The sequence below is a fragment of the Rhodococcus sp. Ni2 genome (assembly GCF_021352185.1).
Taxonomy (GTDB): Bacteria; Actinomycetota; Actinomycetes; order Mycobacteriales; family Mycobacteriaceae; genus Rhodococcus_F; species Rhodococcus_F qingshengii.
The window spans coordinates 906,569-919,041 of the sequence record NZ_WOXZ01000001.1 but is presented as its reverse complement, the minus strand read 5'-3'; the positions used below and the strand labels follow the sequence as shown (position 1 = coordinate 919,041).

The 12,473-nt window shown below is 62.5% G+C and carries 10 protein-coding genes and 1 riboswitch; of the genes, 7 read left to right on the top strand and 3 right to left on the bottom strand.

Annotated elements, in window-relative coordinates; genetic code table 11:
- Positions 1 to 59: 59 nt before the first annotated feature.
- The 6 genes from GN300_RS04295 to GN300_RS04270 all read left to right on the top strand — a co-directional run bounded on the left by GN300_RS04295 (position 60) and on the right by GN300_RS04270 (position 8,250).
- On the top strand, positions 60 to 1,688 hold the full coding sequence (locus tag GN300_RS04295) for an ABC transporter substrate-binding protein (protein ID WP_063315855.1): 1,629 nt from the start codon (positions 60 to 62) through the stop codon (positions 1,686 to 1,688).
- A 179-nt stretch (positions 1,689 to 1,867) separates the two neighbouring features.
- A riboswitch (SAM riboswitch) is annotated at positions 1,868 to 1,963 on the top strand.
- 4 nt (positions 1,964 to 1,967) lie between these two features.
- Entirely contained in the window at positions 1,968 to 3,047 is a 1,080-nt protein-coding gene (locus GN300_RS04290; protein ID WP_063315856.1) for an LLM class flavin-dependent oxidoreductase, read from the top strand.
- Positions 3,048 to 3,076: 29 nt separating this feature from the next.
- Complete coding sequence (locus GN300_RS04285; RefSeq protein ID WP_003939710.1) at positions 3,077 to 4,471, top strand: NtaA/DmoA family FMN-dependent monooxygenase; 1,395 nt, start codon at positions 3,077 to 3,079, stop codon at positions 4,469 to 4,471.
- Between the two features lie 69 nt (positions 4,472 to 4,540).
- The gene (locus GN300_RS04280; protein WP_190287598.1) at positions 4,541 to 5,902 is read left to right on the top strand and encodes an MFS transporter; all 1,362 of its coding nucleotides are present in this window, start codon (positions 4,541 to 4,543) and stop codon (positions 5,900 to 5,902) included.
- Between the two features lie 257 nt (positions 5,903 to 6,159).
- Positions 6,160 to 7,503 (top strand): putative lipid II flippase FtsW, encoded by a 1,344-nt coding sequence (ftsW, locus tag GN300_RS04275; RefSeq protein ID WP_233405569.1) that lies wholly within the window; start codon positions 6,160 to 6,162, stop codon positions 7,501 to 7,503.
- 114 nt (positions 7,504 to 7,617) lie between these two features.
- Positions 7,618 to 8,250, top strand: coding sequence for a TetR family transcriptional regulator (locus GN300_RS04270; RefSeq protein ID WP_007733896.1), 633 nt, complete (start codon positions 7,618 to 7,620; stop codon positions 8,248 to 8,250).
- A gap of 3 nt (positions 8,251 to 8,253) precedes the next feature.
- Here GN300_RS04270 and GN300_RS04265 read toward each other — a convergent pair whose 3' ends face one another.
- Positions 8,254 to 9,012 (bottom strand): SDR family NAD(P)-dependent oxidoreductase, encoded by a 759-nt coding sequence (locus GN300_RS04265; protein ID WP_063315859.1) that lies wholly within the window; start codon positions 9,010 to 9,012, stop codon positions 8,254 to 8,256.
- A gap of 131 nt (positions 9,013 to 9,143) precedes the next feature.
- Here GN300_RS04265 and GN300_RS04260 point away from each other — a divergent pair, with 131 nt between their 5' ends.
- On the top strand, positions 9,144 to 9,884 hold the full coding sequence (locus GN300_RS04260) for a VIT family protein (protein ID WP_007733901.1): 741 nt from the start codon (positions 9,144 to 9,146) through the stop codon (positions 9,882 to 9,884).
- 54 nt (positions 9,885 to 9,938) lie between these two features.
- Here GN300_RS04260 and GN300_RS04255 read toward each other — a convergent pair whose 3' ends face one another.
- Together GN300_RS04255 and GN300_RS04250 are read right to left on the bottom strand one after the other, a co-directional pair.
- Positions 9,939 to 10,829: a universal stress protein gene (locus tag GN300_RS04255; RefSeq protein WP_063315860.1), complete on the bottom strand. Its 891-nt coding sequence runs from the start codon at positions 10,827 to 10,829 to the stop codon at positions 9,939 to 9,941.
- A 49-nt stretch (positions 10,830 to 10,878) separates the two neighbouring features.
- Entirely contained in the window at positions 10,879 to 12,414 is a 1,536-nt protein-coding gene (locus GN300_RS04250) for a CYTH and CHAD domain-containing protein (protein ID WP_007733905.1), read from the bottom strand.
- Positions 12,415 to 12,473 lie beyond the last annotated feature (59 nt).

The window sequence follows — 12,473 nt, the reverse complement described above, 5'->3', positions numbered from 1 at the left end:
CTATTAGCCGATTGCGGCCGATCCGTGGCTGCGTCTACTGAAAGTGAGGTGGAATCTCCGTGTCGCACTCGAGATCTTGGCGCATCGGGAAAGTCAGCCGCGTCGCCGTCGCATTGTTCGGCACCGGGGTTCTGTTGGTGGGCTGCGCGAGCAACGGTGACGACAGCGGGACCGATACGACGACCGCGTCGGCGGACGTCGTGACCGGCATGGTCAACGAGCAGCCCGATCCGGGAACTGCGGTGGCCGGCGGGACCATGACGTACGGCGTACAGGTGCTCGTTCCCTCACTCGACCCGACGAAGACGGCCGCGCGCGGCGGTTCCGGCGGTGAGGCCTTCGCTGCTGTGTACGACGTCCTGATGAGTTACAACACTGCGAGCGGCGAGTTCGAGCCCAAGTTGGCTCAATCGCTCGAGACAGCTGACGACGGAGCCACCTGGACGCTGAAACTTCGCGACGGTGTGAAGTTCAGTGACGGCACCACCCTCGACGCCAACGCCGTGATCGCGAGCATCGATCGGTACAACGCGGGCAAGGGCAATGGCGCCGAACTGTGGCTGGCTTCGGTGGAATCGGCGCAGGCAAGCGGTCCGACGACAGTGGAATTCAAGCTGAAGACGCCGTGGATGCGTTTTCCGTCGATGCTCGCTCTCGGGCACGGGATGATCGTCGCCCCGAGTTCGCAGCAGGGCGACAAGTTCACCGCCGTCGGAGCCGGACCCTTCACCGAAGATGTCTTCACACCGAGCGTCGAGCGTATCTTCAAGGCCAACCCGTCCTACTACGGCGGCGCCCCCAAGCTGGACAAGTTGCGGATGGTTGCGCTCAACGGTCCGCAGGCGAATCTCGAATCATTGAACAGCGGTCAGCTCGATGTCGCCTACATTCGCGGCCTCACGTCGGCGATCAATTCCGCCAAGTCCGCTGGCTACCCCGGCTACATCGACGTGCTCAATGCCGGTAGTGCCGAGATTATCAACAACCGTGAGGGCCGACCGGGCTCGGATGTTCGCGTCCGTCAGGCTATCGGCTACGCGCTAGACACCACGTTGATCGATCAGCGAGTGGAAAACGGTGAGGGACTGCCGGGCTCGGAGTTGTTCGGTCCGACGTCTCAATGGCATGTAGACACACCGGGTATTGCCTACGACCCCGAAAAGTCGAAGGAACTTCTGAATCAGGCGAAGGCAGACGGGTACGACGGCAGCCTCGACTACGTCGTTCTCAGTGAGCCGAAGGACCACGCGATCGGCCTCGCCGTGCAGTCACTGTTGCAGGCCGTCGGGTTCGAGGTGAACTTGATCTTGGCCAACAACGCCGGCGACATCGTGCAGAAAGTCTACGTCAAGCACGATTTCGACCTCGCGCACGCGGGCATCGGAATGTACGAGTCGATTCTCGATCTCGGATTGTTCTCCACGACCAACAGCACCTCGATGGCGAATACTGCTGGATATGCGAACCCGGCGATGGATCAGCTGATCGCAGATCTACAACAGGCCAAGGACAATTCGTCGACTCTTGCGATCATCGGCAAAATTCAGACGCTGTGGAACGAGACGGTTCCGTCGGCGCCGATCGGCGGGCTCACGTCGTTCTGGGCTTGGCAGAAGAACGTGCACGGTGTGGTTCCGACTGCAACCGGCATCATGCTGTTCGATCAGGCATGGATGGGCGCGAAGTAGCGTTCCAGCGCACACCGAGAGCTCCGTCCGACGCGAGTCGGGCGGGGCTCTTTCGTGTCTACGTCGGCTAGCGTTGCGCAACCCTTTCGATCAGGATGATTGTATTGAAATATGTTGTAGGTCAATATGATTCGACAAGCGTGATTTGACTTGCCCAGCGTGGCCCGCATAGATTGCATCCACCATCCAGAGTGGCTGAGAGACCTGGCTCGATGATGCCGCAGCAACCCGCTACCTAACCGCAGTGTGGGTGCTACCGCCAGGACCGATGGAGGACACATGACTGTATTTGCCGTGGGTATCGAACTGGACGGCGAGGGCACTCACCCCGCTGCCTGGCGCCGAAGCTCACACCGCCCGGACCAGCTGCTCACGGGCAAAGCCGTGCGCGATCGCGTCGCGGCTGCCGAGAATGCCGGCTTCACGTTCGCGACGTTCGACGATTCCATCCTCCCCCCGAGTGGTGACGTGGTCGGCCGCATCGATGCCGTCTCGAGGGCGTCGTACGTGGCGGCGACAACCAGCACGATCGGGCTGGTCCCCGTCGTCGGGACCACGTACGCCGAACCGTTTCATACGTCCTCGCAATTGGCGACGTTGGACTACTCCTCGCGTGGGCGTGGCGGCTGGCTTGCTGTTCCGGTCGAAGACGATGCCGCGGCGAGGGCGTGGGGGAGGGCTCTGGTAACAACGGAGTCGGCGCGTCAGCAAGAGCAGCGGGATTCGGTCACCGTTGTGACCGATCTCTGGGACTCGTGGGAGGACGACGCCGTCGTTCGTGACTATCTCAGTGGGCGTTTCCTCGAACGTGATCGTCTGCATTACGTCAATTTCGAGGGCGACACGTTCTCGGTGAAGGGGCCGGCAATCGTTCCGCGGCCGCCTCAAGGCCAGTTGGTGGTGTTCGGCCGCTACGGCGAAATCGATCCACGCCAGCCGGATGTTGTTCTCGTTTCGGGTGATTCGGTGGAGACCATTGCACAGTCGGCTGCCAAGGCGCGCGATGAGGGCGCGTCATTGGTGGTCGCCGAGGTCGATGTGGCATTCGATACGCCGAATCTGTCTGCGGCGCAGCGGAGGACCGAGCTGAACTCGTACGGGAATGCCGTCGTCACCGGCCGACTGCTCCTGGCTGCAGATCCGGGGGAAGCGGCCGTGGTTCTGAAGGAATTGGCCGGACACCTCGACGGTGTTCATTTCCATGCTCTCGTGATCGACGAGGACCTTCCGGTGCTGGCCAAATTCGTGCTTCCGACGCTGTCCAAGGCCGGGTTGACGCGACGCCCGGTTCCGGGATCGACCCTGAGGGGCAACCTCGGTCTGCAGCGGCCCTCAAATCGATTCGCCCACTCCTCCTGACTTGACTTCGCGCTAAGGATATTTCGGCCATGACTGCATCACGCTCCGCCGTACCTCGACCCGACGCTCACGTTCACTTCGGCGTCTTCTTCCAAGGGGTCAACCACACCACCATCTGGTCCGATTCCGCGAGCGGATCCCAGATCGACTTCGAGACGTTTCGGCGCTTGGTACTCACCGCCGAGCGAGGTCTGTTCGACGCCTTCTTCCTCGGTGAAGGCCTTCGCCTTCGGGAACAGAACGGCAAGATTCTCGATCTGGATATCGCCGGCCGCCCCGACGCCATTGCGCAGTTGGCCGCCCTCGCCGGTATCACCGACAAGATCGGGTTGGTCGCGACACAGAACACCACGTACAACGAACCGGCCGACCTTGCGCGTCGACTCTCCGGCCTCGACCTACTTTCCGACGGACGGGCCGGCTGGAATGCGGTGACCACCGACAACGCGTGGACGGGAGAGAACTTCCGTCGCGGTGGTTTCCTCGACCACTCCCTGCGCTACGAGCGTGCCGGGCAGTTCATCGAAACCGCGCGGGCACTGTGGGATTCGTGGGCCGACGACGCGATCTCGGATTCTCGCACGTCCGAGAACTGGTCTACTCCGGGTGCCGTCGGCGACGTGCGCAGGCAGACTTCACAGTTCGACATCTCCGTGACGCCGACGCTTCCCCGAAGCCGCCAGGGGCATCCGGTCATCTTCCAAGCGGGTGATTCCCCGAGTGGACGCGATTTCGCGGCGACGCATGCCGACGTCATCTTCTCGCGACACGGGACTCATTTCGACGGCGCGCTCGACTTCGCCGACGACATTCGGGCTCGGTTGCGTAAAGCCGGGCGACCGGAGGACGACGTCAAGATCTTGCCCAGCACGCAGATCGTGTTGGCGGAGAACGAGTCCGAAGTCGAGGAGAAGGCACGGTGGGTCCTCGAAGGCCAGTTCACCGGTCAGACTGCCCTCTCTCTCGTCGGACTGGTGTGGGGTAAGGACCTTTCCGATCGAGACCCCGACGGTCCACTCCCCGAGGAAGATCCGGTTGCCCGCCCGGTTTCGGAGACGCGCGGTTCCGCGCGGGACGGCAACGACCCCATTGCGATCGCACGTGAATGGCGTGCTCTTGCCGAGGCAAAGAATCTGTCCCTACGTCAGGTCGCTATCGAGACCTCGCAGCGTTCGGGTTTTGCGGGCACTCCGGGGCAGGTCGCAGATCAGTTGGTCCATTGGGTGCGCAACGGAGCTTCGGACGGCTTCAACATCTCGCCGTACCTGGTGCCGACCGGGCTCGACGAGATCGTCGACTGGTTGATCCCGGAACTGCAGGAGCGTGGGGCGTACCGCACCGAGTACTCCACGTCGACGCTGCGAGAGCACTTGGGGTTGCGACCGCCGCTCACGCGTCGGGCCACGTCTGAAGCTGCGGGGTAACGGGTCCTGTCCCACACGGTCACAGCGGCGGCCGAATCCACCAAGCTCGATTCGGCCGTCCGCTGGGAGATCATCGTCTGCGTAGCCGCGGGCTTCACCACTCTTCTCGATTCGGCGGTGCTCGGAATCGGGGTTCCGTCGATCCGGGCGTCGCTGGGCGCGTCGACCTCGGAGGTGCAGTGGATCCTTGCGAGCTATTCGCTGACTTTCGGCTTGGCCCTGGTGCCGGCGGGCCGACTCGGTGACGTCGTCGGGCGTCGACGCTTGTTCTTGGCGGGCCTGAGCATTTTCGCGGTGATGGGAATCCTCGGAGCGTGTGCGTCGGATCCGTCGATGATCGTGTTGGCCCGGCTGGGGCAAGGGATCGGCGCAGGCACAATCAGTTCGCAGGTGCTCGGCATCATCACCGACCGGGTGTCCGGAAAGGCTCGGGCGAAGGCGTTGGGCGCGTACAGCACCGCGGGTGGTCTGGCCGGCGTTTCCGGACCGATCCTCGGTGGCGTACTGCTGAAGTATTCCGACGCCGACTTCGGATGGCGGTTGCTTCTCGTTCTCAACGTGCCGTTTGCTCTGATCACACTGATTCTGGCGTTTCGCTTTCTGCGCCGTGATCGAACCACCCGATCGGGCGCGTCGATCGATCCGGTTGGGCTGTGTCTGCTGGCGACTACGACCGGGCTCCTGTTGTGGCCCATCGTGACCCGGACCAGTGTTACTGTCGCCGCGGCTTTCCTGATCGGTGCGTTCGGCGCTGCCGTTGCCTTCTGGTTCTGGGAACGTCGGTACGCCGCACGCGGTGGGACGCCGGTACTGCTTCCGTCATTGATCGCCTCTCGGGGATTTCGGCTCGGTACAACGGTTGCACTCTTCTGGTTCGGATCCATCCTCGCCGTCAACGCGGTGCTCAGCCTCTATCTGATCGAAGGTTTGGGCTTCGTCCCGCTGAGTGCGGCGTTGATCATGACCGGTAGCTCACTCGCGATGGCCCTGACTTCGGCTTTCGGATGGCGGCTGGTTGCCAGGTTCGGCCGAAGTGCAGTGGTTTTTGCCATAGTCGGCGAGATCCTTGTCATCCTCGGGTACATCGCAGCGGTCAATCTGATTCCGCGGGAACATCTGATCCCGGTGCTGGTAGTCCTGGCGGTGTTGTCGGGAGTTGCCAGCGGCTTGGTCGACGCGCCCAATCGGGTGCTGACTCTCGAATATGCACCGGCGGGTGCGAACGGAGTTGCGGCGGGTTTCCTTCAGCTGTCGCAGCGCCTGTCCGCGACCATCTCGCTGGCCGCGGTATCGGGGTTGTATCTCGGTGTGCTCGGATGCTCGCCCGACGGATATGGACGTGCGTTCGGGATCGCGCTTGCCGTCTGCGTGGTCATGTTGACGCTCTCGTTGGCGGGGGCGGTGGCAGACCGACGCCGGCGAAGGACGTGACCTGGTATTTCGTGGGTCTACATGGACCTCGGGAGGCCGAGCCCGTGTGACTCATGGGACTTGTGTTACCCATGGGTTAGGAGTCGTGGGACGATACTTGTGTGGTGACCGGTCGCAGTGAAGACAAGCCCAACGGTCGCGGGAGTGGAGAGCCAGTTAACTCACCCCGTGGAGCGTCGGACAAACGTGACCGCACATCGACACCCTTCCGCGCTCGAACGGCGATGTGGACGAATCGGCCACTGTTCGATTTCCATATGATCGTCGGTCTGGTCGTGCTGATCGTCGCGTTCGGACTGCTGATGGTGCTGTCGTCTTCGGGCGTCGAATCCTATGTTCTGTCCGGGACGTCCTACGCCCGCTTCTGGCCGCAGTGCATGTTCGCAGCGATCGGTTTGGTGATGTTCGTGGCGGTCGTGCGGTTGCCGACCGAAACGATGCGTAGAGCCTCACCATGGCTGCTGATCCTGTGTCTTGTTCTGCTTGTCCTGGTGCTGATTCCAGGTATCGGCTCGGAACAGATGGGTGCTCGCAGCTGGTTCGTGATCGCGGGCATTTCCTTCCAGCCGTCGGAGCTGGCCAAACTTGCTCTGGCGATCTGGTCCGCGGCGACGGTTGCGTCGTTCATCAACGCGCGGATGGATGTCAACCGTGCGCTGCCGGTGATCGGCGGTACGACGCTGCTGGTTCTGGTTCTGGTGGTGTTGGAGAAGGACCTCGGAACCACCATCACCATCGGCATCATCTTCATGTCGGTGCTGTGGTTCGGGCTGTTCCGGATGAAGACATTCATCAGCCTCACGCTCGGTTCCGCAGTCGCATTTCTCGTGCTCGGGCTTACTGCTGGTTACCGCTCGGATCGCATCAAGGCTTTCCTCAATCCTGATCTCGACCCGCAGGGTTTGAACTTCCAGAGCACTCAGGCCAAGTACGCATTGGCGAACGGCGGCATCTTCGGTCGCGGTCTGGGGCAGTCCGACGCCAAATGGAGTTACCTCCCGCAGGCGCACAACGACTTCATTTTTGCCGTGATCGGTGAAGAGTTGGGTCTGGTCGGTGCGCTGATCGTCGTTGCTCTCTTCGCCGCGGTTCTGATCGTCGGACTGCGAATCGCGAAGCGGTCGACCGATCCGTTCCTCAAGGTCATGACGGCGACAGCAACGACGTTGATCGTCGTGCAGGCGTTCATCAACATCGCCTACGTCGTCGGCCTGATTCCGGTGACCGGTCTGCAACTACCGCTCATCTCGGCGGGCGGAACGTCGATGATCACCACCCTGCTGATGTTCGGGCTCATCGCGCACGCAGCCTTCCGTGAGCCCGAGGCTGTCGCCTCGGCCGAGAGCAGCGGTCGCGGTTGGATACCGCTGGTCTTCGGCAAGCCTCGGTTCGGCATTGCCAAGAAGCCACAGACCGATCGACGGAGGCCGCCAGCTCGCCGCGCCCAGCCTGCTCCAACTGGGCAACGCCGACCGGAACGACGGGCACCACAACCCGACAGACGCCGGGCTCCAGCTCCGGGCCGACGCGCACCCTCTCGCGACTGGTCGGAAGATCCACGTAGACGCGGCCGATCCGATCGGCCGCGGCGCGCTTCCTGATCTGGGCCAGTTCCACTGGCGGGCAGTTCGGAAGCGGGCAGTCATGCACCCGACAATTGCGTTGGGCGGCTACATTGGGAGTCGGCAAAACGACGTCTAAAAAGGGTTGTGGACATGGCAGGTGGCGACAAGGCAGACCAGTCGGTGGTCGAACGTAGCTCGGTGACCGGACGTCGTACGACGCCGTCGCAGCGAGCGCGTTTTCGCCGGATTGTCGACGCCGCAATGGAATCCGCCTCCGAAGGCGGCTACGACGCGGTGCAGATGCGATCGGTGGCCGATCGCGCCGGCGTCGCGATCGGCACTGTTTACCGGTATTTCCCGTCCAAGAACCACATGCTTGTCGTCGCATTGTTGTGGATGTTCGAGGGTTTGCGTGACAGATTCCAAGACTTTGTAATCCCGGGCGAGACTCCGTCGGACCGGATTCTGTTTGTGCTGCGCAAGAATACGGAGGTCCTCGAGACCGATCACCTCCGTTACGAAGCGTTGGTTCGGGCGTACATGTTCGCGGACGCGTCGGCGACCCCGGAACTCAACGCGCTCGGTGGGGTCGTGACCGAGATGTTCGCGAAGGCGATCGGTGTCGAGGAAGTCTCGCAGCAGCAGTTGGACGCGGTGAAGGTGATCGACGACGTCTGGATGTCGAGTCTCGTCTCGTGGGTTGCGGGCCGGATGACGACGGACGAGGTGATGGCGCACCTGGAACTTGCCGTGCGACTGGTCTTTCGCAAGTTGGGCGGATAGCGCTCAGACGGTGTAGCCACCGTCGACGTTGAGCTTCTGACCGCTGATGAATCCGGCCGCGTCGCTTGCGAGGAAACATACTGCTTCGGCGATGTCGGCAGCTGATCCGAAGCGCTTCAACGGGATTCGGCTGATCGTCACGTCGAGCGCGCCTTGGTCGAGTTCGGCGGAGCTGATCAGGCGCTCCGCCATTCCGTCCGTCAACATGCCTGGTCCTACAGCGTTGAACCGGACGCCGTAGCGTCCCTCCTCTGCGGCGAATCCGCGAACAAGTTGTTCGACAGCCCCTTTGGTGCCAGCGGAGAGTCCGTCGCGCACGGGAAAGCGATCCGTTGCCGCGGTTGTCACCGCCACCACCGAACCCGAGGATGCACGCAGCGCAGGCAGGGCGGTGTGGACGAGGGTGAAGAACGCCGCGGCCTCCTGGTTCAGTTGTTCGGTGAAGAACGCCGGCGTCACACGTGAGAGGTGCGTCATCGGGACGTGCGGTCCCGCAGCGTGGACCAGCGTCGTCAATGTGCCCAGATCATCGACCGCATCGTTGACGGCGGCGCTGATCGACAACTCGTCGGTCAAGTCGAGAGAGTACGAGTGGGCGCGCACGCCATGCGCTCGAATCTGCTCGCTCAGTTGCTCGGCAGCGCCCTTGTTGTTTCGGTAGGTGAAGGCGACGTCGTGTCCGCGTTCGGCAAGGGTCAGGGCGATCGCCGACCCGATTCCACCGGTTCCGCCGCTGACAAAAGCGGTGCGTACTGCGCTCACAATGCCTCCAGATGTCTGCCGATTCCAAACCTAACAAATGCTTGGTTGGGGTGCCAATCGGAATATATCAGTGCGCGAAGGACAGGCTCAGATTGCTATCGCAACCGGACTGATCGTCCTAATCTGTTGCCATGTCCGGAGACAGTGTGCAGTTGACCGACGGGGCGCCCGGTGGGGAATCGGAACCTCACGCACCGAGTTTGAACAATCGCCTGAACTGGCTGCGTGCAGGTGTTCTGGGTGCAAACGACGGAATCGTCTCGACCGCAGGCCTCGTGGTCGGTGTTGCGGCAGCCACAACCGAGCGCTCAGCAATCTTCACAGCCGGTTTTGCTGGACTGGTTGCCGGCGCTGTGTCCATGGCGTTGGGCGAGTACGTCTCGGTCAGCGCTCAGCGGGATACCGAACGCGCACTCCTGCAGAAGGAGAAGAAGGAACTCCTCGAGACCCCGGAGGCTGAACTTCAGGAACTGACCGAGATCTACGAGAACAAGGGATTGAGTCCGGAGACGGCCCGCCGCGTCGCCGAAGAATTGACCGAGCACGACGCCTTCGCGGCGCACGTAGAAGTCGAATTGGGTATCGATCCAGACGATCTCACCAATCCGTGGCATGCAGCGATTTCGTCGGCAATCTCGTTCACGATCGGCGCGGCGATCCCGTTGGTCGCAATTCTGGTGCCGCCGACAGGCATCCGCGTCCCTATCGCATTTTTCGCGGTGCTGATCGCACTTGCGCTGACCGGGACGATCAGCGCGACGCTCGGCGGAGCTCGCAAGACCAGAGCGGTGCTACGCGTGGTGATCGGCGGCGCGCTGGCGATGGCCGTGACGTACGGAGTAGGTCAGTTGGTGGGCACGGGTCTCGCCTGACCCCTGCTGTGCGCCTTTATTAACCGCGGGGGGTTAATAAAGGCGCACAGCAATTCAGGCGCGACAGATCATGACCGGCCCTGGCGCATGGTGCAGCAGATTCTGGCTGGTGGAGCCCATCACGGCGCCCGCCATCGCACTGCGGCCGTGACTTCCGACAACTATCAACTGTGCGTCGTCGGCGTATTTGAGCATGACGGGAGCAGCGGCACCGGGTTCACTGATGCGGGTGACCGGCACGTCCGGGTACTGGTCGGCCATACCGGCTAGATTTTCCGCCAGTAGCGCCGATTCCTCCTGCTCGACAGCCTCCCAGTCGATCAGGATTCCCGCTCCGCCTTCGCGGAAGGTGGACGAGCCCTGCCAGGTGTGGACCGCGATGAGCGGCGCGTCGAACTGATCGGCATAACGAAACGCGTACTCGACGGCCTTCTTGCTCAACGCGCTTCCGTCGACTCCGACGATGACGGGACGCTGATCCGGACCGGGATTCTCCGCCGAACCACGCCACACGGTGACCGGACAGGTTGCATGATTGGCCACCTTCAGTGCGGTCGATCCGAGCAGCCGTGAGCGCAGTGCACCCGATCCGGTCGACCCCATCACGATCAGGCGTGCGGTACCCGAGGATTCGAGGATATGCGTCGACGCCGGCCCTGGCGCGATCTCGGATTCGATGGTCAGTTCGGGGAATTCGGCCGAAATCACCGCGGCGGCGGCATCGACGATCGCTTCGCCGTCTTCGCGGATCTGGCTGAGGAACTGTGACTGCAACATCACTGCAGCGGGACTGTAGATCGGGCCCTCTTGCGGCAGGGCGTGCGCCAGAATCAGTCGTGAGTTCACCGCGTTCGCGACGGAGGCCGCCCACCGGGCCGCCGCCGTCGAGGCCTCGGATCCGTCGATACCGGCGACGACATCCTGGTGTCCTGCAAGTGTGTTCATGTCTACTCCCTCTGAAATGATCGAGATCGGTCGACTGGTTACAGCGACGTCACCAGAGTGACGATGCTGACTTCACGGCTTCCTTCCACGTCTTGCGTAGCAGGGTCGATTGCCCGTCGGCTATTTCCAGTTCTCGTCGGTAGGCCATGCCCAATCCGAAACTGGTGAGCGAGGTATGCTCCTGCTCGGCTGCCATTGCAAGTAGATGATGTTGGGCGACAACGGAATCCTGGTGCTCGCCGAGAACATCCTGGAAGTGGCTGAAATGCTTCAGTGCACGCTTCGCTCGGCTCTTCGACACGGGTTCCATGACCTCGATCGCGTACTTCATCCGCTTGGCTCCCTTGCGGGCGCGGTGCATTCGCTCGTCACGCTCGGTGCGGCTATCGGCATCGAAGACGTGATCGACCCGCTTACCGACCTTGTGTGCCAGGTGCCGCAGGGTATGGGCCAACTCTCGTGCCGATGCCTTCTTTCCGACGCGGTGGGTGGCGGTGTCGAATTCGAGGTCGCCGACGTACTCGTCGAGGCGATCGAGCAGCGTGGTGTATCGCTCGGAATCGAGCGCCTCGAGGGCTGTTTCCTGGGCGGTTTCACCACGTGCAGAGAAGAACTCGTCGATTCGAGCTCGCACAGCTTCTCGCTCGGGCATCTCGTCGATTTCGCCGAGGCGTTCCACAAGACGCTCCCACTGGACCTCGACGTCGCGGGCGTCACCGAACTTTCCACCGATCCACCGCAGATCCGTGATGAGATCGTCGGTCTTGGGGGAGTGGCCGGCGTACGACTGCAGAGCGCTGCGGATGCGACGTGCCGCAACCCGGAAGTCGTGAACGGCTTCGTCGTCGGCCCGACGCGTGCCGAGATCCGCGGCGACCAGTGCGCGCAATTGTTCGATGAGGTAATTACGCAACAAGATCCGCGGATTCGACGCCTTGCCCGAGGTGACCTCGTGACCGGCGTACGGTGTGACCGACGTGCCCAGTGCTCGTTTGAGTTTGGACGGACTCGCAGAGCGCTCCAGCCCGGCGTCCAGTAGAACCGACTCGATTGCATCGGCCAGCTCTTGCCCGCCTGCGCCTTGTTCGACCTCGACTTCCTGCCACGTGGACTCTCCGGAACCGTCTGCCTTGCAGGCGATGACGGTGTCGGAGACCACTTCGGCAAGCAGCACACCGTTTTCGCCGTTGAGCCTGGTGCGCTCCCGATCGGTGATGATCAGGGCGACCGGCACCAGATCGTGACCGCGAATGATCGCCCGGATCAGACTCGACAGCGGCGAGGGCACATCGGTGCTCTCGTCCGGGGGAAGTTGGATTTCGGTTCGAGTGTCCTGGCCTGCGGGAAGTTTCATGTGCCACCCCGCGTCGTCGCCACCCTCACGCTTGCGCAGCGTGATCTTCTCGGCCAGCAACCGGTAGTCCGCGGTGTCGAAGTAGGTGGCAGAGAGCTGTATCGAGTCGTGGACCGGTTCGCCGACAACACCGGGAAGTCCGCCCAAGGCGGGAACTTCCTGCTCGGCCGGCGCCTCGTACTTGCGCTCGATCTCCCGTACGGCTTCGGGTACGACGGCGGTCTTGCTCATCTGGTCTCCTCTTGCGGTGCGGTCTGCGCTTCCATCCTCCCGGTATCGGAGGCGCAGTG